This window comes from Streptomyces venezuelae, assembly GCF_008642315.1.
GTDB classification, from domain to species: domain Bacteria; phylum Actinomycetota; class Actinomycetes; order Streptomycetales; family Streptomycetaceae; genus Streptomyces; species Streptomyces venezuelae_D.
Genome location: NZ_CP029192.1, coordinates 343,343 through 364,663, shown reverse-complemented (window position 1 = coordinate 364,663; position 21,321 = coordinate 343,343). Strand labels below are relative to the sequence as shown.

Here is a 21,321-nt window from a genome sequence, read left to right as displayed (position 1 = left end):
CGCCATGCCCACCTTCCTCCACGATAAGGAGCCGGCCGGACTCTCGGCGTGCGTCACGGGCGGCTCACGCGGCCTGGGCCTGCTGATCGCCGACCAGCTCGCCGCGCGCGGCTGCGCCGTCACCCTCGCGGCCCGCGACCGCGAGGAACTGGAACAGGCCCGGAGCAAGCTGCTGCGACGTCATCCACGGGCCGACGTCGACGTCGTGGTCTGCGACGTCAGGGACCAGGACGAGGTGCGGTCCCTGATGCGCGGCACGTACGCGCGGCGCGGCGGTCTCGACGTCGTCATCGCCGACGCGGGCGTCATCCAGGTCGCCCCGGTGGAGTCGATCGGCGCCGAGGAGTTCCGGAGCGCCATGGACACCATGTTCGAGGGGACCCTGCACACGGCCCTGGAAGCCCTCCCGTACCTGCGGAAGAGCCCCCACGGCGGGCGGCTCGGCATCATCTCGTCCGTGGGCGGCCTGCTGGGAGTGCCGCACCTGCTGCCCTACGCCTGCGCCAAGGCGGCGGCGGGCGTGCTCGCCGAGGGGCTGCACGCCGAGGCGGCGGCGGACGGCGTGAGCGTGACGGCGGTCTACCCCGGCCTCATGCGGACGGGCTCCCACCTGCACGCGCAGTTCGGCGGCGACCGAACGGCCGAGTACACCTGGTTCTCCGCGCTCGCCGGTGCGCCGCTCGTCTCCATGAACGCGCAGCGCGCGGCCGCCCGGATCACCCGTGCCGTGCTGCGACGGCGGGTCAGGCTCGTGCTGACTCCCATGGCACGGGCCGCGGACCTCGCCCACGGCGTGGCGCCCGGCCTCACCACGCGCGTCGGTTCGCTGGCCGCCAGGGCGTTGCCCGACGGCACCGGCAGGCGCGAACCGCTGGCCGAGGGCAAGGACACCCCGCCGCCGGCCCACCCCGTCGCGGCCCGGGTGCGGGCCTGGGGCAGCGCCATGAACGACAAGGTGACCCGCTCCTACAACCAGCGTCACCGCTGAGCCGCGCCAACTCTCCGACCAGCGCAAATGTTTCGCATGTGACGGTGTGGGCAGGTGCGGCAGCTGAGGCCGGATGCGAACGTACGTGTCCGGCACGCTCTTTCCCGCGGCGCCGTCACCTTCCCGTGCGGCGCCCGGGTGGAGCGGAGCACAGGAACGGACGGAGAAACAACCGTGAATCGTGGAGCCCGTACCCGCTCGACCGCCCGGGCGGCGACGTTCGCCGCCGCGAGCGGCGCCTTGGTCATGGGTCTGGCCGCCCCGCAGGCCGCCGCCGCCTCCGGCCCGACGGACAAGCGGCCGGTCTGGGCGATCGCGCACCGGGTGCTGACCGTCGACGGCGTCGACAAGGCACTCGACCACGGGGCCAACGCGGTGGAGATCGACGCCACCGCCTGGAAGAAGGGCTGGTGGGCGGATCACGACGGGCTCCCCACGAGCTCCGGCGACACCATGTCGGACATGTTCGACCGGATCGCGGAGCAGCGCCGCGCGGGCAAGAACATCGGGTTCGTCTGGCTGGACCTGAAGAACCCGGACTACTGCGACAGCGGCGACACCAAGTGGCGGCACTGCTCGGTCGCCGCCCTGCGCGACCTGGCCCGTACCAAGTTGGAGAGCGCCGGCGTGCGGGTCCTGTACGGCTTCTACGGCACCGCGGGCGGGTCCGGCTGGAAGGACGTCAGCCGCGACCTCACCGACCTGGAGGGCGTGGACATCAGCGGCGACCACGAGGACGTCCGGCGGCAGTACGACGAGTCCGGCGGGGCCATCGCCCACAATCAACGGGTCATGGACAAGGGCCTGTTCAACCTCAACCTGCCGACCGTCCTCGGGAACGTGAGCAAGCAGGTCCGCCTCGGCTCACAGGCGCGGGACCGCGGCGAACTGGCCCGTGTCTTCGGCTGGACGACGGCGGCCCATGACGGCGACGCCACCAACCGCCTCCTGGACGAGTCCGGCGGCAACGCCGACGGTCTGATCTACGGCCACCGGGCCTCCTGCTACCCCGACGGCGTCTCCGGCACCGGCGGCTGCGGCAAGGACGAGTCGGACGCGAAGCAAGCCCTCGCCCACATCAAGGAGTTCGTCCGGGCCCACGGCGACACCCGCCGCATGGCCACCGCGGACGACGTCCCCTTCGGCAGCTGAGAACGAGCCGGAGCCCGGGAGCGAGTCCCGTCAGGCGTCCTGCGGGTACCACCGCAGCTCCACCGTGTTGCCGTCCGGGTCGTTGACGTAGAGGGAGAGCGCGGTGCCCCGGGCGCCGAACCGCTTGCCGGGCCCGTCCACCACGGTGAACTCTCCGGAATCGATGACCTCTTGCCAGTCGAGGGGCTCGACGACCAGGCAGATGTGGTCGACGTTGGAGCCCGCCGGTGCGCCGTCGGGCCCTTCGATGAGGTCGATGATCGTGGTGGGGCTCACCCGCACGGAGGGGAAGGGGACCTGCCCGGCCCGCCACTCGTCCACCCGCACCGGGTCGAGCCCCAGCGGGCCGGTGTAGAAGGCGAGGGAGCGCTCGATGTCGGCGACGTTCAGTACGAGGTGGTCGAAGGCGATGACGCGCATGGCTGTCTCCGTGGGTCGAGAGGGTTTCCGGACTGTCTTCCGGGCTGACTTCAGGATGTCCGACCGGTGATCCATCGGTCCAACACATGCTTGTCATCCGATCCATCGTGTTTCACGATGGATCGATGGACCTTCAGCAGATGCGGTACGTCCTCGCGGTGGCGGAGACCGCGAGCTTCACGCGTGCGGCGGCGAAATGCCACGTCGTCCAGTCCGCGCTGAGCCACCAAGTGGCGAAGCTGGAGAAGGAGCTGGGCGCCCGGCTGTTCGAGCGGACCAGCCGCAAGGTGTGGCTGACCAGCGCGGGAGAGGCGTTCCTGCCCGCCGCGCGGGAGGCCCTGGAAGCGGCCGAGCGGGCCCGCGCCGAGGTGGCGGCGGCCACCGGTGAGGTGCGGGGGAAGCTGACCGTGGGGTCGATTCCCACCGTGGCGGCCGTCGACCTGCCAGCCGTGCTGAAGGGCTACCGGCTGCGCTACCCGCAAGTACGGATCACTTTGCGGGCCGGTTCCAGCGAACGGCTCGTGGAGCAGGTGCGCGAGGGTGTGGTCGACGCGGCGTTCCTCGGCGTACAGCCCGGTTTCCGGCCCCAAGGGGTCCGGGACCGCGAACTCGCTCACGGGGAGCACGTCGCCGTGGTCGCGCCGGACCACCCGCTGGCCGCGGAGGAGAAGGTCGATCTGCACCGCCTCGCGGACGAGACGTTCGTGGACTTCGCCGAGGGCAGTGCCGCGCGTTCTCAGTCGGACGAGGCGTTCGTGGCCGCAGGGGTGCCGCGTGAGGTCGCCTTCGAGGTGTCCGGCGTCGAGCTCATGTCCCGGATGGTCCGCCACGGCCTCGGCGTGGCCCTGCTGCCGGCGCCGTTCGCCGCGGAACTGCACGGGGTGCGGTGCGTACCGGTCACCGACGGGCCGGTACGGGTGGAGCGCCTCGTCTGGAGCCGCCTCACGCCGTCGCCTCCGGCCGCCGCTTTCCTGGCGCTGCTGGACGAACTCCCGTGAGAAGACGGGGAGTTGCGGTCGCCAGAGGGCGTCACGGTGCGTAAAACAGACATATGGGACTAATGGCCTTAGACTGGTCCGAGGGTGGGCGTCACCGGACTTGGTGACGACGTATCTATGAGGAGGCACTGATGCTTGCTCAGCACACACCGCTTCTTTTCACTCCGACGGACACCGAGGCGCTCAGTACCGCCATGGTGGAGCCAGAGGCGATTCTGAGCGACGCGCCGATCTACTCGCCGCGAGCGGAGGGCGTTCTCCTCGCGCTGATCCTTCTCTCGCCGAAGCAGCCGAAGGAGCCGAAAGGCAAGTGAGCCCCGATCAGTCGCAGACCGCGTACGCCGCGTCAGCGGCTGACCTGGCTCTCCGTGCTCTCGACGCCCTGCGTGGCGTCGGGGGCACCGCCATGTTCGCGGAACACGTCGAACGCGCCGAGGACCCCAAGGCCGCACTGGCCGCCGTCCGCGTCGTCGGAGCCGACGGCTTCGCCCCCTTCCTGCTGGGCGACGCGGTCTTCCACCCCCAGGACGCCGCCGCCGTCACCCAGTCCTTCGCGGTGTTCCCGCCCGCGGTGAGCACGCCGGCCCCGCCGCCCGACGGAGCCGCCGAACCGTGGCTCGTGGCGTGGCGCGACTGGGCGACGGCGACTCTGCTGGCCCGGTTCACCAAGGAGGCCGACGGGCAGCCGGACAGCGAGCTTCTCGCGCCACGGCCCGCGGGCTCTCCGGTCCTCGACGGCCGCCCGTCCGGCGGGCTTGCCGACACCGACTGGCAGCGCTGGTCCGTCCGTATGGGCCAGCTCTCACCGCTCGCACTCCCCGGTCTCGACGGCCCCGTCCATTTCTCTGCCCGCACCGGCGCCGCGCCGCTCGCTCTCGCCCGAGGCGCCACCCGCGCCGTGCTCCGCCGTGACTTCCCCACTGCCGCCCGCATCGCGCGCTGGCTCGTCCTGCTGCACACCGAAGGCGTGCCCCTGCCCCTCGATCCGGCGCCTCTCGTCGACCACCTCGGCCTGTACGGCGCCGGGCCGCGGCTCGCTCTCGACGTCGCGATCGCCCGGCGGCTGCTCGGACTGGAGGACGCATGACCACGCCCGTGACGCGCACCGCCCACGAGGTGAGCGCGCAGGCCCTTGCCTGGCTCCACACACACCGCGAGCGCGGCGCACTGCCCCCCGACACCACCGCCGACCTCGGCGACCCCAACAGCGTCTACAAACCCCTCGGGGAGAGCGCCGTGGCCGCCTCCCTCGTGCTGCGGGAGTCGGTCGCGGGCAGTACCGAGCAGCGCAAGGCGAGCGAGCTCCTGGACTTCTGCTGGGAACAGTTCGGCCGGGGAGACATGCTGTACGAACGGCTGCTGCGCTACCCGATGATGACCGACCCGCTGGAGACGTACGCGCCGTTCGCCCGCTGCGGCCTGCGCCACGAACCCCTGGAGCGGCTGGCCGGCCACACCGGCGCGCTGCGCTCGGTCCGCGGTTCCGAGTACCTTCCCAACCGTCGCCTCGCGGTGGCGAACGCGGCCCGCGTCGTCGGCCTGGACCGTGGGGAACGCGCGTACGACTGGGGCACGTTGACCCGCGCCACCTGGCTGGGCGCGACACCGGAGCCCTGGCTCATCGACTGGATGACCGGCTACTGCCTCACCCACACCGTCTTCCATCTCACCGACTGGGGCGGCACGCCCTCCGGTCTGCCCGCAGGTCTCGCCGCCTACGTGACCACCTGGCTGCCGGTCTGGATCGACATCTGGGCCGAGATCGAGCAGTGGGACCTGGTGGGCGAGCTGATGATCGTGGGCTGCTGTCTGGAGGAGCCGTACTGCGAGCCCGCGGACTGGGAGCGGTTCGCCGCGGCCCAGCATGCCGACGGGCTGATGCCGCGCGACGGGGAGCCCGTGGACGACGACCCCGAGCAGCGGTTCACCGACCACCAGCACACCGCTGTCGTCGCCGCCGTCGCCGGGACGCTGGCGGTGTCGCGGACGCTGGGCGGGGCGGGGTGAAGAGCCCGTGGGGCCTGGCGCAGACCACTGATCGGAGCGAAACAGGGGAGGCGGCGAGTGGGCCCCCTTGGGCGGTACGCATGCTCGACGCCCTGCGCGCCACCGCGCCCGGCGCGAGCGCGGTCACCCTCGCCGTACGACGGGGCCCGGACCACGCCCTGTTGACCACAGGCGCCACCGCGCTCGAAGGCGGCGCACCCGCCGACCCCGACACCCGCTTCGAGATCGGCTCCCTCACCAAGACCTTCACCGCGCTCCTCCTGGCCGAGACGGTGGCGCGCGGCGAGGTCGCGTACGACGACCCGATCACCCGCTTCCTGCCGCGCGCCGCCGCCCCCCGCTCGCGCGGCGCGCCCATCACCCTCCTCCACCTGGCCACCCACACCTCCGGCCTGCCCCGGCTGCCACCCGGCTTCCTGCGCACGGCCGCACCGGCCTGGTACAGCAACCCGTACGAGGGCTACGACACCACGTCCCTGCGTCGCGCCCTGCCCCGCACCCGGCCCCACGCCGCCCCCGGCACCCGCGTGCGCTACTCCAACTTCGGCGTCGGCCTCCTCGGAGACCTGCTCGCCCGCGCCGTCGGCGGGGGAGACTTCGCCCCGCTGCTCGCCGAACGCGTCCTGCGACCGCTCGGCCTCACGCGGACCACCGCCACCATCGACCAGCCCCAGGCCACCGGCTACTGGCACGGCAGGGCACGCCCGGCCTGGCGGATGTCCGCCCTGCCCGCGGCAGGCATGGTCCGGTCGACCGCACGCGACCTCCTGACCACGCTCGACGCTCTCCGCGATCCGGCCTCGGCACCCGCCACCGTCCCCCGCACGTTGCGCACCGCCCTCGCCGACGTCACCCGCCCCCGCATCGCCCTGCCCCGCACCGGCAGGCGTATCGCCCTCGTCTGGAACATCAGACCCCGTTCCGACCGGGACCTCTACCACCACTCCGGAGGCACCCGAGGCTTCACCGCCTTCGCGGGCTTCAGCCCACAGGCGGACGTGGCGCTGGCCGCCTTGGCCAACACCGGCCCCACGCCGTCCGGCGCGTTCATCCAGCGGGCCTACCTCGAACTGTGGGCGCTCGCCCAGCCCTCCGAACACGGCGACCCGGGCGAGGGTGCGGGCTCATGACCGCCCTGCCACGCATCGCCCCCATGCTCGCCACCCCGGGGGCACTGCCGACCCCGGCCGACGAGCACTTGTGGAGCACGGAGACCAAACACGACGGGCAGCGGGCCCTGGTGTACCTGCCCGGCGACCGCACCATGGTCATCCGGTCCCGCTCGGGCGCGGACATCACCGCCGCGTACCCGGAACTACGGGGCCTGGCCGGCGCGTTGGGTGATGCGCCGGCCGTGCTGGACGGGGAGATCGTCGTACTCGACGAGGCGGGCCGTTCGAGCTTCGAACGTCTCCAGCCGCGCATGGGTCTGTCAGGCTCTCCGGCGAAGGCGGCCCGCCTCGCCGCGCAGGCCCCGGCCCACCTGATCCTCTTCGACGTCCTCCACCTGGGCGGCAGGCCCCTGACCCGACTGCCCTACACCCGGCGGCGCGACACCCTGAAGGATCTCGTCGCGGGCGGCCCGGACTGGTCGGTCCCGACGGCGGTGACGGGGCACTGCCGCCAGGCGCTCGAACTCGCCCGGTCCCAGGGCCTGGAGGGGCTCGTGCTGAAGCGGCTCGACTCCGTGTACGAGCCAGGCCGGCGCTCCCCGGCCTGGATCAAGGTCAGGAACGTACAGACCGCGGATGTCGTCGTCGGCGGCTGGATGCCCGGGCAGGGGCGGCTCGGAGGACTGCCGGGAGCGGTGCTCGTGGGCGAGTACGTGGACGGGGTCCTGGTCTACCGCGGGAGCGTGGGCACGGGGTGGAACGAACGCGAGCGGGCCGACATCGCGCGCCTGTTGGATGTCGCCGCCGTCGAGGACTGCCCCTTCACGCCCGCGCCCGCGGTGCCGGGCGCGAGGTGGGTGCTGCCGCGGCTGGTCGCCGAGGTCCGGTACACCACCCGCACGCGGGCCGGTCTGCTGCGTCACCCCGTGTGGCACCGGTTGCGCCCGGACCTGGCCCCCGAGGTGTGACGCACCGGAGGCCGACGGCCGACGCGGGGCCCGCCCTCCCGACTGAGAGCCTGTGACACAGGCTCTAGTCCTCGTCGATCCCGTCGTTCGCACCGGCCGCCTCGTCCGCGCCCGCCAGGGTTTCGGCGACCATCCGGGTGGCGAAGTCGGGGTCGTCGGTGATGCGGTTGATGTGCTCCGCGAGCAGGAAGGCCGTCGCTTCCAGGGGGTTCATCTCGGCCTCGGTCCAGTCCCCGTACTGCTGGCGCCAGAGGTTGGGGCTCAGGCCGGTGCCCGCGGCGATGACCAGACCGGCCATGGTCGGGATCGCCTCGGACGGAATGCTCTTCGGCATCATGCGCATCGTCGCCACGAGCGTGGGCACCACGTACTCGATGACGTCCTTGCCGTGATCCTCATGCGCCTTCCGCAGCCACGACATGAACATGTAGATGAGCGTGCAGGCGCCGTTGAGCAGGTCGTCGGCTCCTCTCGGACCCAGTGACGCCGCGAACTGCCGGACCATCTCCTGCTGTTCGGGGTCGACCTCGGTCCTGCCCGCGTGAATGGTCTTGAGCCGCGAGTCGATCATCATGAGCGCCGTGCCCACATCGCCGACGGGGGCGTGTTCGGGATCGCAGGGCGATGACACAGGATTCCTCCTCAAGTCGCCACGGAGGGCAACAAGTTGTGTCCGTACAGTAGTCGCCCCATGGGGTGGCGGTCTGGCACATGGTCACTCCCGCCCAGGGGCGGATTGGCGTGGACCGAGGCCGACGGCGACGGTCCCGAATACTTCGGCCTGGTCTTCGGCCAGGGCGTGAGCCCCAGGGAGTTGGCGGTACGGCTCGGGGCGCCCGAGGACTCACCGGTCCTCGACCCGGCCACCATCGAGCGGATCGAGCAGGCCTGGCCGACACACCGGTACGACGACCCGAACATCGGGCGGATCGGTGACGCCGGGAACGGCTGGTCGTTCTGCCTGCTGCCGTGCGCCGCCATGGAGACGAGCGGCTCGGACAACCCCTGGGGTGAGGTGACCGGTCGCACGCTGCCGGGCATGGTGTGCGAACCACGCGAGTTCCGGAACGCCCGCCACGCACCCGAAGGACCGACCGAACGCAACCCGACGTGGGACCGCCTCCGGGCCCTCGGCTTCGACCTCTGACACGTCCGCCCGAGCCGACCGCTCGACGTGCGCGGCGGCCGGCCCCGGGGGACGCTGTAGCTGATGCGGCGCAAGGGCGGACGGGACAGCGGCGACGAACGCGACGTGGAGAGTCTCCTGGACGAGCTCTACGCCACGGCGCCGCCCCGGTTCGTCTCCCGCCGCGAGGAACTCGCCGCGCGGGCCAGGACGGGCGGACGCGCGGAGGACGCCCGACGGATCCGTGCCGCCCGCCGCCCCACCCTCGCGGCGTGGGCGGCGAACCTGCTGCTGCACGAGCAGCCCGCGGAGAGCCGCCGGTTCCTGGACCTCGGGCGGGAACTGCGCAAGGCGTACCGGACCCTCGACGCCGCCGAGATCAAGGAACTGTCCAAGCAGCGCACCAGCGTCGTCTCCGCCCTGACCCGGCAGGCCGCCACCCTCGCCAGGGACGCCGGTCACCGGTTGTCGGACGCGGCACAGCAGGACGTCGCATCCACCCTGCGCGCGGTACTCGCGGACGAGGACGCGGCGGACCAATGGGCGACCGGCCGCCTCGAAAGCACGCTCACCCCGCCGTCGGACTTCCCGTCCGCGTCCGGCGCGGGCTCGGGCTCGAACCCGGCATCGAAGGCGCGGGCCGCGGCCCCGGCGGCGAAGCGGGCGCCGCGTGAGAGCGCGGGGCCCAAGGGGCGGAAGGACGAGCTCGCCGAGCGCCGCCGCCAGAAGCAGGAGAGGCGCGCCCGAGAGGCCCGCGAGGCGGCCGAAGCGGCGGACCGGCAGCTCGGAGAGCTGCGCTCCGCACAGGATGACGCCGACGCCTCGCTCCGACAGGCGCACGACCGGCACGACCAGGCCCGCCGACAGGTGTCCGACGCCGAGACGGAGCTGGAGCGGGCACGCGAGGAGCTCCGGCGCGCCCAGCGGGAGCTGAAGGACACCGAGCGGGAGCAGAGAGAGGCCGAGAAGCGGAGCCGGGCGGCGGCGACCGCGACGGCGGAGGCCGAACGAGCGGCGCAGGAGGCCGGTGAGGAGTCGGAACGCCTCCGTAAGGAGCTCGATTAGCCGTGCCGCCCCGGCTCGGTCGCCGTCGTGCCCGGGGTCTCCGCCGCTCGGCCGCCTCCAGCGGGCGCGGTGCGCCCTGCGATGCCAGCGTGGGCAGCGGGGGCCCAGCAGAGGCCATCAGGACCAGTAGGGCTGACGACGGAAGTGGGCGTACATGGCACGCGCGATCTGGACCGGCGTGATCACCTTCGGGCTGGTCAGCGTGCCGGTGGGTCTGTACACCGCCGTCGAGAACCACACGGTCCACTTCCACCAGCTCCAGCGCGGCACCTCCGACCGCATCCGCAACCGGCGCGTCAACGAACGCACCGGGAAGGAGGTGCAGACCGAGGACATCGTCAAGGGGTACGAGGCGGCCGAGGGCGAGTACGTCGTCATCGAGCCCGACGAGCTGGACGAGGTCGCCCCCGGCCGGTCCCGGACCATCGACATCAGCGACTTCGTGGACCTGGACGCGATCGACCCGGTCTACTTCGACCGCACCTACTACATCGCGCCCCGCGGCAAGGACCACATCAAGGTGTACGGGCTGCTGAGGGAGGCGCTCGCGGAGGTCGGCAAGGCGGGCATCGCGACGTTCGTGATGCGCGGCAAGCAGTACCTGACCGCGCTGCGGGCCGACGAGAAGGTGCTCGTGCTGCAGACCCTGCACTGGGCGGACGAGGTCCGCGACCCGGGCCGGGAACTTCCCGAAGTGCCGTCCGCCCGGGCGGTCAAGGGCAAGGAGCGGGACATGGCGATCCAGCTGATCGACGCACTGGACGCTCCGTGGGAGCCCGCCAAGTACCACGACACCTATCAGGAGAAGGTGCGTGAGCTGGTGCGCGCGAAGGCGGAGGGCCAGGAGATCACGGCCGCCGAGGAGGCGCCGGAGGCCACCAACGTCGTCGACCTCATGGAAGTCCTGCAGGGCAGCCTCGACCGCGCTCGGGGCGGGAAGAGCGGCAAGGGCGGCAAGGCCGCAAAGAGAACGAACACGAAAGCGGCGAGCAAGAGCGCCTCGAAGGAGCCGAGCAAGAGCGACCTGAAGGAGCTGAGCAAGTCCGAGCTCTACCAACGCGCCACGGAACAGAACATCGAGGGCCGGTCCAAGATGACCAGGGACGACCTCATCGACGCACTGTCCCGTGCGGGACGCCGCGGCGGCAAGAAGAGCGCGGCCTGACCGCGCGGTGCCTTCACCCGCGCGCGGCCAGCACCGCCGCGAGCCCCTCCCGCAGGTCCTCGACGAAGAACTCGGGCACCTCCAGGGACGGGAAGTGCCCCCCGCGCCGGGGCTCGTTCCACCGGACGATCTGCCGGTACCGCTCCTGAGCCCAGGGGCGCGGCGACTTCTCGATGTCGCGGGGGTACATGGTGATGGCCGACGGGACGTCGACCCGCAGTTCGGGGTCGAGGGAGTTGTGGCTCTCGTAGTAGATGCGGGCCGCCGACGCGCCGGTCCGCGTCAGCCAGTACAGGGTGACGTCGTCGAGGACCCTGTCCATGGAGAGCGTCTCGAACGGGCTGTCCTCGGTGTCCGTCCACTCGGCGAACTTGTCGAGGATCCAGGCGAGCAGGCCGACCGGTGAGTCGACGAGCGCGTAGCCGATGCTCTGCGGCCGGGTCGCCTGCTGCTTCGCGTACGCCGCGCGGTGGCGCCAGAAGTCGCGGGTCTCCTCGGTCCACCGGCGCTCGGTCGCCGTCAGCCCGTCCGTCGTCAGACCGGGGGGCGCCTCGGCGAACAGCGTGTGGATGCCGAGGACGTGCGCGGGGAACCTGCCGCCGAGAACGGTGGTGATGTTGCCGCCCCAGTCGCCGCCGTGGGCCGCGAACTTGTCGTAGCCGAGCCTTCCCATCAGTTCCACCCAGGCGGCCGCGATCCTTTCCGTTCCCCATCCGGTGGCGGTCGGCTTGTCGCTGTAACCGAAGCCCGGGAGCGACGGGGCCACGACATGGAACGCCGGGGCGTCCGCGTCGTCCGGGTCCGTGAGCTCGTCCACCACGTCGACGAACTCGGCGATGCTGCCCGGCCAGCCGTGCGTCAGGAGGAGGGGAGTGGCAGCCGCGCGCGTGGATCGGCGGTGCAGGAAATGGATGCCCAGGCCGTCGACGGTCGTGCGGAACTGGCCGATCCGGTCGAGGCGCTCCTCGAATGCCCGCCAGTCGTACGCGGTGCGCCAGTAGTCCACGACTTCGGTGAGGTCGGCGAGCGGGACGCCCTGATCCCATCGGCGCGGGCCGGTCGAAGCTCCCTGGACCGTCTCGGCCTCCGGGAGGCGCGCCGAGGCCAGTCGTGCGCGCAGGTCGTCGAGGTCGGCGTCGGTCGCGCGGGCCGTGAAGACGTGCACGTCGGCGCGTACGCCGTCGCTGGTGGGGTGGGACATGAGACCTCCTGACCGTCGAGGAACCGGCTGCCATCGATCACGAACCGGCTAAGCCGGTTCTAGCAGGATTCCGAGGCGTGCCGCAACCGGCTAAGCTGGTTCCATGCGTACCGAGTTCCCCGGCTTCCGCCTCGGCAAGGTGCTGGCCACCAGCTTCACGGCGACCCTGACGGAACGTCAGGGAGACCCGGTGGAACGCATTCCCATGCCGTGTCGACTTGTCGACTGGCTGGCGGTGAATGGCCTCGCCGTCGACTCCTGCACCGCCGCCGAGTTCGACCTCGCCCGGGAGCTGAGGGAGTCGATCCACGCCGCCGCGGCAGCGGGCGCGCTCCAGGAGGCTCTTCCCGAGGGCGCTGTCCGAATCATCAACGACCGCAGCGTTCAGGGCCGGGCCGCGGCTGTCCTGACGGCGGAGGGTGAGCGGCGATGGCGGCTCGGCTCGCCCTCCCGCGTGGAGGACGCCCTCAGCGTGATCGCCGCGGACGCGATCGGCATCCTCGCGGGCGAGCGCGACGGAAAGCTGGCCCTGTGCGCGTCACCGACCTGCCGGGCCGCCTTCTTCGACACCAGCCAGAGCCGCAGCCGCAAATGGTGCGACATGAACACGTGCGGCAACCGTCAGAAGAAGGCACGCTTCAACGCCAACCAGCGGAGAAACGCCGACTAGCCGGCGACCGTCGTCACCTCGGCGCGCCCTCCGTGAGCGGGTGGGCGTTGCCGTCGGCGTCGCACCGTACCGTCCACGGTGCGGGGGAGCGGCCGAGGTTCTCGTGGAAGCGGATGTCGACGGTCGTGGGCGGCCTGTCGCCGGGGACGTCGGAGTAAGCGGCGGTGCAGGCGAGTTGGCTGACGGCGGCGATCTGCAGCTCCGCGACGGTCACGGGAAGGTAGATGTCGACGGTGCCCGCGGTCGCCGCGGTGGCCGTCAGGCGGCCGTTCATGGCAGGCACTTCGCTGATCAGGCCCCGTTGGCGTTCCGCTTCGGTGGGGCCCTCCAGGAGGAGGTCGATGGCCTGCTGGGGGAGCAGGGGGCGGTCGGTGGGGCGGGTGGTGGCGCGCAGGCCGTACGGGCCGACGAAGTAGAGGCGGGCGTGGTCCGCGCTGGTGCCGGGGCGCTGGATGCCGGAGGCGGGAGCGCCCGCCTCCTGCGGTGCGGTCGTGCTGACGCCGCAGCCGGTCGCCACCAGCAGCGGTACGAGGGCGAGCAGGGGGACGCACGGGTGCGGTGTCCTCATGGCCCTTCCTCCACTTCGGGTCGGGGGAGTGCGACGGGCAGCGTGAGGGTGAACTCCGCGCCGCCCTCGGGGGAGGTGGCGGCGGTGAGAGTGCCGTGGTGCAGGCGGACGTTCTCGGCGGCGATGGCGAGACCCAGGCCGCTTCCCTCGGATCGGGTGCGGGCCGCGTCGGCCTTGTAGAAACGGTCGAAGACGTGCGGCAGTACGTCATCGGGGATGCCGGGGCCGTGGTCGGTGACCGTGACGACGACCGTGCCGCCTTCGGGGTCCTCGGGACCGGAACCCGGCTCGTGCCGTGCCCGGACGACGACCGGAGGAGCGCCGTGGCGCAGTCCGTTGCCGATGAGGTTGGCCAGGACGACATCGATCCGTCTCGGGTCGACGGACACACGTACGTCGTCGGGCACCTCCACCACGACCCGGCCCGGCGGCACCTGCCAGCCGCGCAGGTGCACCGTCTTCTCGACGAGCGTGCGCAGCGCGACCTCGTCCAGGTGGAGAGTGGCGGCGCCCGCGTCGAAGCGGGACACCTCCATCAGGTCCTCGACCATCCGGGTCAGCTTGCGGGTCTCCTCGCTGACGAGGAGGACGGCGTCGGCGGTGTCCGCGGGCAGGGCCCCGCTGTGCGCGTCCTCGTCGAGCACCTCGGTCACCGCCGCCATCGCGGCGAGCGGCGTCCGCAGCTCGTGAGCCACGTCGGCGGCGAAGCGACGCGCGGTGGCCTCCATGCGGCGCAGCTCCGCGTCGTCCCGTTCCAGGTGCGTGGCCATGGCGTTGAAGGTCCGCGTGAGGTCGGACAGTTCGTCGTGCCCGGTCACCGGGAGCCGGGTCCCGAGGTCGCCCGACGCGAGCTGCTCGGCGCCGTTGCGCAGGCCGCGCACGGGGCGCAGGACGCGGCGCGCCGCGAACAGGGCCGGGGCCAGGGCGATGACGAGCGCGGGGACGGCGCCCGCCTGTGCGGCGGTGACCAGCGCGGCGATGTCGGCCTTGTCGCCGTCCAGTGAGAAGTCGGCGTACACCACCAGACCGGACGCGGCGGCCCGGTCCCCCTCACCGTCCGTGCCGTAGAGGACGGGCATGCCGATGACGAGCCACGGCGTGCCGTCACGTTCGACCCGCTGCCGCACGACCGCGTCCTTCCGCTGCCCTACCGCCTCGCGCAGGGCCGCGGGAATCGCCGTGCTCCGCTCCGCGCCCGGAGCGCTGACCGGTGGCCCGCCCCGATACGACGCGGCGGTCCGCCAGTCGCGGGACGTGCCCGCCCTGTCCAGCTGGAGGGTGAAGTTGCGCAGGTCCTGCGTGGTGGGCGGGAAGGGCAGGTCGGGGGCGAGGGAGTCGACCTGGGCGCGCAGTTCGTGGACGGCGTTGTCCTGCGTCCGGTCGAGGATCGCGGACCGCGCCTGACGGAACGTGAGCGCGGCGGTGATCAGCGCGCTGAGCGCCGAGACGAGGAGGAACGCGACGACGAGGCGGACGCGCAGGCCCCTGGGCGGCCGCAGCCTCACCGCTCGTCCTGACGCCGCTGCTCGCCGCCGTCCGGCCGGGGCACGGGCCCGAACCGGTACCCGAAGCCTCGTACCGTCTGGATGTACACCGGCCGGCGCGGGTCGTCCTCGACCTTGCCGCGCAGCCGCATGACGCAGGCGTCGACCAGCCGGGCGTCACCGTAGAAACTGTGCTCCCACACCTGTTCCAGCAGATGCTGGCGGCTGAAGACCTGCCCCGGCGCCGCGGAAAGGAAGAGCAGCAGCTTCAACTCGGAGGGCGCCAAAGACAGTTCGCGGCCCGCCTTGGACACGAGCAGCGCGCTGCGGTCGACGGCGAGATCGCCGTGGTCCTCCCGGCCGTGTGCACGGACCCGTCCGGTGGACCCGTCCCGGCCGGAGTCGGCGGCGGGATCCTGCGGCACGACACGTCGGAGGACGGCCTTCATCCGGGCTTCGATGACCTCACCGCTCGCGGGCTTGACGATGTAGTCGTCCGCGCCCGCCTCCAGGCCCACGACCAGGTCGATGTCGTCGCCCCGGGCGGAGAGGATGATGATCGGCAGCTGCATCGTCTCGCGGATGCGGCGGCAGACCTCCAGACCGGACATGCCCGGCAGCATCAGATCGAGCAGGACCAGATCGGGCCGGAACCGCTCCAGGGTGAGCAGGCCGGTCTCGCCGCTGGCCGCCACCTCCAGCTCGTGACCCCGGCGGCGGAGCGCCAGAGACACGCCCTTCTGCACCGCGGGATCGTCCTCGATCAGCAGAACTCGTGGCATGGCGATGTGCTCCCGTCGGTGATCTCTCTGCGATCTTCGCCCATCTCGCCCCGCTACGCCGTCGTACGTGGACTCAGCCGTCGGCGGAGAGTCGCGTGACGTCCACGGACCCGGCCCCGGCCCGCGGCACGGGCAGGGCGGCCCACAGCGCGACCAGCACGGCGAAGGTGGCGACGAGCGCGACCGCGCCCGAGCGGCCGTGTGCCCAGCGCGCCCGGAACCGCACGGGGTCCTCGACCAGGTACTTCGACAGGGCGGCGGCCGCGACGGACACGGCGACGATGAGCGCGGTCCGGTCCCAGCCCGTCCTGCCGAGCCGCTCCTCGCTCAGCAGGACGTAGACCGGCCAGTGCCACAGGTAGAGGCTGTACGAGACCGTGCCGAGTCTGCGCAGCGGGGCGCTGCCCGCCACCCGGCCGACGGGACCGTCCGGTGCCTGCGCGAGGCAGCCGATGAGCAGGGCGGCGGCAAGGGCGTGCAGGAACAGACCGCCTCGGAACAGGGCGGGCGAGTTCTGTCCGTCGGTCAGCGACCAGTACGCCGCGATGCCGCAGGCCAGGAACAGCGCGGCCCATGAGGCCCCCAGGGACCCGAGCCGCGCCACGGCGCGTGTGGCCGGAGTGGTCGCCATCAGCGCCCCGAGCAGTAGCGAGAACGCGCGGGTGTCCGTGCCCTCGTACACGCGCGTGGTGTCGACCGGCCCCGTGAGGGCGATCATGAGCGCCAGCGAGACCACCGCCCCGACGGCGGCGAGGGCGGCGACCCGCCCATCGATTCCGGACCCTGCCCGCCGCCCCATGCCCCGGCGCGACCGGAACCGGCCCCGCCCGAACGCGACCAGGTACAGGACCGGCGGCCAGACGAGATAGAACTGCTCCTCGACCGCGATGCTCCACAGATGGCTGAAGACCCGCGTGTCCGCCGAGTCCCAGTAGCCGACCTGGTCGGCGACGAAGTGCCAGTTGGCGAGGTTGCCCAGCACCCACGGGGTGTCGTCGAGCCCGAACCGCAACAGGGTCACCGAGCCGAAGGCCCACACCAGGAGCAGCGTTCCCGCCACGGTCACGGCGAGGGCGGGCAGCAGACGCCGGGCGCGGCGGCCCCAGAAGGCGAGCAGGTCGACGCGCCCGTCACGGGTGACCTCCTTCAGGAGCTGGCCGGTGATCAGGAACCCGGACAGCACGAAGAACAGGTCGACACCGAGGAAGCCGCCGTCGAACCGGCCCGCGTGGAAGAGCAGCACACCCAGGACGGCGAGGCCCCGCAGCCCGTCCAGGGGTGCGATGTGGCGCTTGGCCGGCGGACGCGGCGCGGTCGGGGCGGGCGCGGATGCGAGTGTCACTTGCAGCCCAGCGGTCCGTACACCTTGGAACCCGTCCACGAGCCGGTCGCCCACTGCTCCGCCGGAGCGGGCGTGAACGAGTACAGGCGGCCCAACTCCTTGGTCAGCCACTGCGCGAAGGCGGCCGATCCCTGCTGGCAGGAGTGGATGCCGTCCTTGCTGCGGTGCGCCTTGGGCGCGGTGCCGTCGGTGCCCCACAGGGCGGCGGAGTCGAGGAAGCGGACCTTGTCCTTGTGCCGGTCGGCCACGGACTTGGCGGACCGCGGGGCGGTCTTGATCTCGGCCGCGTGCGGCTTGTAGAACGCGTCGATCTTGAAGGGAGGCGCGGTGACGAGGACGAGGTCGGCGCCCGCGTCGCCGACCGTCTCGGCGAGCTTGTCGTAGGCCGCGCGCTGTTCGTCGGGCGTGCCCCAGTCGTAGGTGGTGATCTGGTACGCGACGACGTCCGGCTTGAAGGAGCCGAGCTCCTTCGGCAGCTCGTCCCAGGTCGGCCCCGCCACTTCGCCGACGACGCCACCGCCGCCGTCGGCCGCCATCGACTTGAAGGGGACGGCGCCCGCCTTCAGCGCCGCGCCGAGTGCCGGGGCCTCGGCGCCCGCAATGGAGTCGCCCATCCAGAGGACCCGGGGCGCGTCCGTGTTCGTGTGCGCGTCGGCGTTCTCACTCCTGCCGTCCGCGGTGCCGCCGCCGCAGGCGGCCAGGACGGTGACGCCCACCGCGGCGGCCAGCGCGAGTGCGGCGGAGCGCCGCAGGGGATTCCGGGAGGCAGTGTTCTCGTGGTTCATGCCGTCCAGCAGAACCCGTGAAACCGCCGCTCAGGACCGCTGTCATCGTTTCATCACACAGCGGGAGAACTCCCGTCATACGCGACGAGAGACGCGGTCACACTCAGTGGGCGATGCCGTCGATCAGCTCGCGCGCCCCCTGCCGGAGCAGCGCCACGGCGACGGACGTGCCGAGCGTCGCCGGGTCGAGCGGGCCCGCCCACTCGTGGGCGTTCAGCACCGTCTTGCCGTCGGGCGTGAACACGCAGGCGCGCAGCGACAGGTCGCCGCCCCGCTCCGAACGGGCGAACCCGGCGATCGGCGAGTTGCAGTGCCCCTGCAGGACGTGCAGGAACATGCGCTCCGCGGTCGCCTCCCGCCAGGCGTCCTTGTCGCCCAGGTCCGACACGGCGTCGATGGTCGCGGTGTCGTCCTCGCGGCACTGCAGGGCGAGGATGCCCGCGCCGATCGGCGGGCACATCGTCTCCACCGACAGGATCTCGCTGGCCAGCTCGGGGCGGCCGATGCGGTCGAGGCCCGACTGGGCGAGCAGCAGCGCGTCGGCGTCACCGGCCGCGAGCTTCGCCAGGCGGCGTCCGGCGTTGCCGCGCATCGGCACGCACTGCAACTCCGGGTGCGAGGCCGCGAGTTGCGCCACGCGGCGCACCGACGACGTGCCGATGCGGGTGCCGGCGGGCAGCTCGTCGAGGGTGAGACCGTCCGGGTGGATGAGCGCGTCCCTGATGTCGTCCCGCTTGAGGAACGCGGCGAACGTGGTGCCGGCGGGGAGCGGCCGGTCAGCGGGTACGTCCTTCACGCAGTGCACCGCGAGATCCGCCTCGCCGGCGAGCAGCGCCGCGTCGACCTCCTTGGTGAACGCTCCCTTGCCGCCGAGCGCCGCGAGATCGCCCATCCAGCGGTCCCCCGAGGTGGTGACCGGCACGACCTCGGTACGGATGCCGGGGTGCAGTGCGGCGAGTTCGGTACGGACGCGCTCCACCTGGGCGAGGGCCATGGGGGAGGAGCGGGAGACGATGCGGATGAGCTCAGGAACGGACATGCCGTCCACGATAAGGGCTCCCGAGGGGTGCCTCGGACACGCGTCCAACTGATCAAAGGGGCGCAGGATTGGGCGAGTTGGGGTGGCGGAGGCGGGTCGGGCGTCGGCCCGGCGCGTCGGGGTCGGCGTTTCGTTCGTCGCAGCCGAGGCGCCCCGGCGGGTACTGGGGCAGCCCCCGGCAGCCGCTCGCGCAATCCCCACGACAGCCACACGACAGCCACTCGCGCGGCCCTCGGGGCATGCGTGCGGCCCCGCCGCCTCATAGCGTGAGGTGCACGCAGCCGCGGCCCCGGCGCCGCACCGCCCCTGGGAGGCCCCATGACCAGCCCCGCCGCGCCGGCGCGCGAGACGGAGATCGTCCTCGAACCGATGCGGGCCACCCATCTGGCCGACGTGCTCGCGCTGGGCCGCCGCGTCTACGACACCTCGGTCAAGCCGTACACCTCCTGGTCCCTCTCGGCGATCGCCCGGCACATGGACGGCGACGCGTCCGCGTGCTGGGTCGCGCTCGCCGGGAACGACCTCGCCGGGTACGTCCTCGGCTCGATGGGCTTCGACCAGCGCACCGACTGGGGCAACCTGGAGTGGATCGCGAGCGCCCCCGAGTACCAGGGGCAGGGCATCGCGAGCCGCCTCGTGAAGGCCTGCTGCGCGACGCTCACGGAGGCGGGCGCGAGGGCCGTCGTCACCGACGTCGAGTCCCGCAACACCGCGTCGGCGGCGCTGATGCGGAGCAACGGCTTCGAGGCGAGCGTGTCGGTGACGTTGTTCGTACGGGAGGCAGCGCGGTAGCCGCCGCCCCCACAGCGTGCCGGCCCCGAGGTGAGCTTGCTCAACCTGGAGCTGATGTCTGTCTGCAACAGCCGGCGGGAGTTGTACGTAACGTCCCCTGCGCCACCAGGTATCGAGGGCGCCCCGGGCCATCACTCGCCGGTACGTCCGCCGGGCTCCAGCGGTGGCGCCTGCACCCCGCAGCACGTCCTGCACTGCGGCTCGCTGCCGTGCTCGCCGGGTTCGCCGTCCCAGGCCGCCGTCCGGCCGGGCCGGACGAACACCGCGGCGGCGGCCGCCGCGAGGACGAACAGCGCCGCGCAGCCCACCGCCGCCTTGCCGAAGGACGCGTTCAGCGCGTCCGGATCCGCGTACGCCGTGCCGGACAGGCCGACCGCGAGCGGCAGCCCGGCGACGACGAGCAGCTGGGCGATGCGCGCCGCCGTGTTGTTGACGCCGCTGGCGAGCCCCGCGCGGCTCGCGTCGACGGAGGCCAGCACCGTCGCCGTGAGCGGTGCCACGAAGAGGCTCATGCCGAGGCCGAGGACCACCACCGCGGGCAGGACTTCGGTGACGTACCCCGCGCCGGGCCGCACCCGCAGCATCAGGAGCACCCCCGCGGCCGCCACCAGCGGCCCGGCGACGAGCGGCAGGCGCGGGCCGAGGCGCCGGGCGAGGTCGCCCGCGGACGCGGACAGGAGCAGCATCAGGACGGTGATCGGAAGCGTCGCCGTGCCCGCGCGCAGCGCGTCGTAGCCGAGCGTCGTCTGCAACTGCACGGGCAGCATGAACAGGATGCCGCCGATGGCCGCGTACAGGCAGAGCGTCATCACGTTCGCCGCGCTGAACAGGCGCGAGCGGAACAGTTCGAGAGGAAGCATCGGGTTCCTGCCGCGGTGTTCGACCAGGACGAAGGCCGCGCCGGCCGCGAGACCCAGCACCGCCGGGAGGATCACTCCGGCCGCCGATGTGTCCCCGGACGCCCCGATCAGCGCGAAGCTGACGCCCGCGAGGAACAGCGCGGCGAGGCACGCGCCGGGCACGTCGAACGGCTGCTGTGCCGCCGTCTCGTCGCGGCTCTCCGGCACGTGCCGCACCGCGAACAGGACCAGCGCGGCCAGCGGCACGTTGATCAGGAAGATCCACCGCCAGCCGGGCCCGTCGATGAGCCAGCCGCCGAGGAACGGCCCGACCGCCCCGGCCACCCCGCCGAGCCCCGACCACGCGCCCACCGCGCGGGCCTGGTCGTCCGGTCGGTAGGAGGCGCGGACCAGCGCCAGCGAACCGGGCGTCAGCAACGCACCGCCGACGCCCTGGAGCGCGCGGGCCGCGATGAGTGTCCCGGCGTCCTGCGCGAGCCCGCACAGCGCGGAGGCCAGCGCGAACCACACCACGCCGATGACGAGCGTGCGGCGCCGCCCGATGCGGTCGCCGAGCGCCCCGCCGAGCAGCAGCAGCGCGGAGAGCGTGAGCATGTAGGCGTTGACGACCCATTGCAGCGCCGAGAGGGACGCGTCGAGGTCCTTGCCGAGCGTCGGAAGGGCGACGTTCACCACCGTGCCGTCGAGCAGTGCCATGCCCGACGCGAGCACCGCGCACATCAGCACCCAGCGGCCGCGCGCCGAGGCGAGGGCGACCCCGCCCCCGGCCTGCTCCGTGTCCGGGCCCGAACCCATCG

Annotated in this window: 23 protein-coding genes; 13 read left to right on the top strand and 10 right to left on the bottom strand. The window is 72.5% G+C overall.

Features of this window, described 5'->3' with window-relative positions:
* Positions 1-4 precede the first annotated feature (4 nt).
* Positions 5-988, top strand: a complete 984-nt coding sequence (locus tag DEJ48_RS01680) for an SDR family NAD(P)-dependent oxidoreductase (RefSeq protein WP_150213786.1) — start codon at positions 5-7, stop codon at positions 986-988.
* A 174-nt stretch (positions 989-1,162) separates the two neighbouring features.
* Positions 1,163-2,140, top strand: coding sequence for a phospholipase (locus tag DEJ48_RS01675; protein WP_150213784.1), 978 nt, complete (start codon positions 1,163-1,165; stop codon positions 2,138-2,140).
* A 30-nt stretch (positions 2,141-2,170) separates the two neighbouring features.
* On the opposite strand, the gene DEJ48_RS01670 is transcribed toward DEJ48_RS01675, so the two are convergent.
* A complete protein-coding gene (locus DEJ48_RS01670) occupies positions 2,171-2,560 on the bottom strand; it encodes a VOC family protein (RefSeq protein ID WP_150213782.1) in 390 nt (129 codons plus the stop codon).
* A 125-nt stretch (positions 2,561-2,685) separates the two neighbouring features.
* Between DEJ48_RS01670 and DEJ48_RS01665 the strand changes: the two genes are divergently transcribed.
* The 6 genes from DEJ48_RS01665 to DEJ48_RS01640 all read left to right on the top strand — a co-directional run bounded on the left by DEJ48_RS01665 (position 2,686) and on the right by DEJ48_RS01640 (position 7,645).
* Complete coding sequence (locus tag DEJ48_RS01665; protein WP_150213780.1) at positions 2,686-3,558, top strand: LysR family transcriptional regulator; 873 nt, start codon at positions 2,686-2,688, stop codon at positions 3,556-3,558.
* Positions 3,559-3,689: 131 nt separating this feature from the next.
* On the top strand, positions 3,690-3,872 hold the full coding sequence (locus DEJ48_RS01660) for a hypothetical protein (protein WP_150213778.1): 183 nt from the start codon (positions 3,690-3,692) through the stop codon (positions 3,870-3,872).
* Positions 3,869-4,645: a hypothetical protein gene (locus DEJ48_RS01655; RefSeq protein ID WP_150213776.1), complete on the top strand. Its 777-nt coding sequence runs from the start codon at positions 3,869-3,871 to the stop codon at positions 4,643-4,645. Before DEJ48_RS01660 ends, DEJ48_RS01655 begins: the two co-directional genes overlap by 4 nt.
* Entirely contained in the window at positions 4,642-5,565 is a 924-nt protein-coding gene (locus DEJ48_RS01650; protein WP_150213774.1) for a DUF6895 family protein, read from the top strand. Before DEJ48_RS01655 ends, DEJ48_RS01650 begins: the two co-directional genes overlap by 4 nt.
* A gap of 80 nt (positions 5,566-5,645) precedes the next feature.
* Positions 5,646-6,695, top strand: a complete 1,050-nt coding sequence (locus DEJ48_RS01645; RefSeq protein ID WP_150213772.1) for a serine hydrolase domain-containing protein — start codon at positions 5,646-5,648, stop codon at positions 6,693-6,695.
* On the top strand, positions 6,692-7,645 hold the full coding sequence (locus tag DEJ48_RS01640) for an ATP-dependent DNA ligase (protein ID WP_150213770.1): 954 nt from the start codon (positions 6,692-6,694) through the stop codon (positions 7,643-7,645). Before DEJ48_RS01645 ends, DEJ48_RS01640 begins: the two co-directional genes overlap by 4 nt.
* 64 nt (positions 7,646-7,709) lie before the next feature.
* On the opposite strand, the gene DEJ48_RS01635 is transcribed toward DEJ48_RS01640, so the two are convergent.
* A complete protein-coding gene (locus tag DEJ48_RS01635) occupies positions 7,710-8,276 on the bottom strand; it encodes a hypothetical protein (RefSeq protein ID WP_150213768.1) in 567 nt (188 codons plus the stop codon).
* 105 nt (positions 8,277-8,381) lie between these two features.
* On the opposite strand from DEJ48_RS01635, the gene DEJ48_RS01630 reads away from it, so the two are divergent.
* The 3 genes from DEJ48_RS01630 to DEJ48_RS01620 all read left to right on the top strand — a co-directional run bounded on the left by DEJ48_RS01630 (position 8,382) and on the right by DEJ48_RS01620 (position 11,001).
* On the top strand, positions 8,382-8,792 hold the full coding sequence (locus DEJ48_RS01630; RefSeq protein WP_150213766.1) for a hypothetical protein: 411 nt from the start codon (positions 8,382-8,384) through the stop codon (positions 8,790-8,792).
* A 63-nt stretch (positions 8,793-8,855) separates the two neighbouring features.
* On the top strand, positions 8,856-9,836 hold the full coding sequence (locus DEJ48_RS01625) for a hypothetical protein (protein WP_150213764.1): 981 nt from the start codon (positions 8,856-8,858) through the stop codon (positions 9,834-9,836).
* Positions 9,837-9,990: 154 nt separating this feature from the next.
* Positions 9,991-11,001, top strand: coding sequence for a Ku protein (locus tag DEJ48_RS01620; RefSeq protein WP_150213762.1), 1,011 nt, complete (start codon positions 9,991-9,993; stop codon positions 10,999-11,001).
* A 13-nt stretch (positions 11,002-11,014) separates the two neighbouring features.
* Here DEJ48_RS01620 and DEJ48_RS01615 read toward each other — a convergent pair whose 3' ends face one another.
* Positions 11,015-12,202 (bottom strand): epoxide hydrolase family protein, encoded by a 1,188-nt coding sequence (locus DEJ48_RS01615; protein WP_150213760.1) that lies wholly within the window; start codon positions 12,200-12,202, stop codon positions 11,015-11,017.
* Between the two features lie 103 nt (positions 12,203-12,305).
* Here DEJ48_RS01615 and DEJ48_RS01610 point away from each other — a divergent pair, with 103 nt between their 5' ends.
* On the top strand, positions 12,306-12,872 hold the full coding sequence (locus DEJ48_RS01610; protein WP_150213759.1) for a CGNR zinc finger domain-containing protein: 567 nt from the start codon (positions 12,306-12,308) through the stop codon (positions 12,870-12,872).
* Positions 12,873-12,885: 13 nt separating this feature from the next.
* Here the strand turns inward: DEJ48_RS01610 and DEJ48_RS01605 are convergent, their stop codons facing one another.
* The 6 genes from DEJ48_RS01605 to hemC all read right to left on the bottom strand — a co-directional run bounded on the left by DEJ48_RS01605 (position 12,886) and on the right by hemC (position 18,872).
* Positions 12,886-13,440 (bottom strand): GerMN domain-containing protein, encoded by a 555-nt coding sequence (locus tag DEJ48_RS01605; protein WP_150213757.1) that lies wholly within the window; start codon positions 13,438-13,440, stop codon positions 12,886-12,888.
* The gene (locus tag DEJ48_RS01600; protein WP_150213755.1) at positions 13,437-14,945 is read right to left on the bottom strand and encodes a sensor histidine kinase; all 1,509 of its coding nucleotides are present in this window, start codon (positions 14,943-14,945) and stop codon (positions 13,437-13,439) included. Before DEJ48_RS01600 ends, DEJ48_RS01605 begins: the two co-directional genes overlap by 4 nt.
* Positions 14,942-15,706 (bottom strand): response regulator transcription factor, encoded by a 765-nt coding sequence (locus DEJ48_RS01595; RefSeq protein WP_150213754.1) that lies wholly within the window; start codon positions 15,704-15,706, stop codon positions 14,942-14,944. The genes DEJ48_RS01600 and DEJ48_RS01595 overlap by 4 nt, the downstream gene beginning before the upstream one ends.
* A 73-nt stretch (positions 15,707-15,779) precedes the next feature.
* On the bottom strand, positions 15,780-17,048 hold the full coding sequence (locus DEJ48_RS01590) for an acyltransferase family protein (RefSeq protein WP_223831834.1): 1,269 nt from the start codon (positions 17,046-17,048) through the stop codon (positions 15,780-15,782).
* Positions 17,045-17,833: an SGNH/GDSL hydrolase family protein gene (locus DEJ48_RS01585; protein ID WP_150213752.1), complete on the bottom strand. Its 789-nt coding sequence runs from the start codon at positions 17,831-17,833 to the stop codon at positions 17,045-17,047. Before DEJ48_RS01585 ends, DEJ48_RS01590 begins: the two co-directional genes overlap by 4 nt.
* A gap of 103 nt (positions 17,834-17,936) precedes the next feature.
* Positions 17,937-18,872 (bottom strand): hydroxymethylbilane synthase, encoded by a 936-nt coding sequence (gene hemC, locus DEJ48_RS01580; RefSeq protein ID WP_150213750.1) that lies wholly within the window; start codon positions 18,870-18,872, stop codon positions 17,937-17,939.
* A 318-nt stretch (positions 18,873-19,190) separates the two neighbouring features.
* Between hemC and DEJ48_RS01575 the strand changes: the two genes are divergently transcribed.
* On the top strand, positions 19,191-19,664 hold the full coding sequence (locus DEJ48_RS01575; protein ID WP_150213748.1) for a GNAT family N-acetyltransferase: 474 nt from the start codon (positions 19,191-19,193) through the stop codon (positions 19,662-19,664).
* A gap of 131 nt (positions 19,665-19,795) precedes the next feature.
* On the opposite strand, the gene DEJ48_RS01570 is transcribed toward DEJ48_RS01575, so the two are convergent.
* Positions 19,796-21,319 (bottom strand): MFS transporter, encoded by a 1,524-nt coding sequence (locus DEJ48_RS01570; protein WP_150213746.1) that lies wholly within the window; start codon positions 21,317-21,319, stop codon positions 19,796-19,798.
* Positions 21,320-21,321 lie beyond the last annotated feature (2 nt).

Excerpts from the sequence above, each read along its gene's own strand:
- DEJ48_RS01680 (WP_150213786.1), top strand. The coding sequence starts at position 5 with ATGCCCACCTTCCTCCACGATAAGGAGCCGGCCGGACTCTCGGCGTGC.
- DEJ48_RS01670 (WP_150213782.1), bottom strand. The coding sequence starts at position 2,560 with ATGCGCGTCATCGCCTTCGACCACCTCGTACTGAACGTCGCCGACATC.
- DEJ48_RS01665 (WP_150213780.1), top strand. The coding sequence starts at position 2,686 with ATGGACCTTCAGCAGATGCGGTACGTCCTCGCGGTGGCGGAGACCGCG.
- DEJ48_RS01660 (WP_150213778.1), top strand. The coding sequence starts at position 3,690 with ATGCTTGCTCAGCACACACCGCTTCTTTTCACTCCGACGGACACCGAG.
- DEJ48_RS01650 (WP_150213774.1), top strand. The coding sequence starts at position 4,642 with ATGACCACGCCCGTGACGCGCACCGCCCACGAGGTGAGCGCGCAGGCC.
- DEJ48_RS01645 (WP_150213772.1), top strand. The coding sequence starts at position 5,646 with ATGCTCGACGCCCTGCGCGCCACCGCGCCCGGCGCGAGCGCGGTCACC.
- DEJ48_RS01640 (WP_150213770.1), top strand. The coding sequence starts at position 6,692 with ATGACCGCCCTGCCACGCATCGCCCCCATGCTCGCCACCCCGGGGGCA.
- DEJ48_RS01625 (WP_150213764.1), top strand. The coding sequence starts at position 8,856 with ATGCGGCGCAAGGGCGGACGGGACAGCGGCGACGAACGCGACGTGGAG.
- DEJ48_RS01620 (WP_150213762.1), top strand. The coding sequence starts at position 9,991 with ATGGCACGCGCGATCTGGACCGGCGTGATCACCTTCGGGCTGGTCAGC.
- DEJ48_RS01615 (WP_150213760.1), bottom strand. The coding sequence starts at position 12,202 with ATGTCCCACCCCACCAGCGACGGCGTACGCGCCGACGTGCACGTCTTC.
- DEJ48_RS01610 (WP_150213759.1), top strand. The coding sequence starts at position 12,306 with ATGCGTACCGAGTTCCCCGGCTTCCGCCTCGGCAAGGTGCTGGCCACC.
- DEJ48_RS01605 (WP_150213757.1), bottom strand. The coding sequence starts at position 13,440 with ATGAGGACACCGCACCCGTGCGTCCCCCTGCTCGCCCTCGTACCGCTG.
- DEJ48_RS01595 (WP_150213754.1), bottom strand. The coding sequence starts at position 15,706 with ATGCCACGAGTTCTGCTGATCGAGGACGATCCCGCGGTGCAGAAGGGC.
- DEJ48_RS01585 (WP_150213752.1), bottom strand. The coding sequence starts at position 17,833 with ATGAACCACGAGAACACTGCCTCCCGGAATCCCCTGCGGCGCTCCGCC.
- hemC (WP_150213750.1), bottom strand. The coding sequence starts at position 18,872 with ATGTCCGTTCCTGAGCTCATCCGCATCGTCTCCCGCTCCTCCCCCATG.
- DEJ48_RS01575 (WP_150213748.1), top strand. The coding sequence starts at position 19,191 with ATGACCAGCCCCGCCGCGCCGGCGCGCGAGACGGAGATCGTCCTCGAA.
- DEJ48_RS01570 (WP_150213746.1), bottom strand. The coding sequence starts at position 21,319 with ATGGGTTCGGGCCCGGACACGGAGCAGGCCGGGGGCGGGGTCGCCCTC.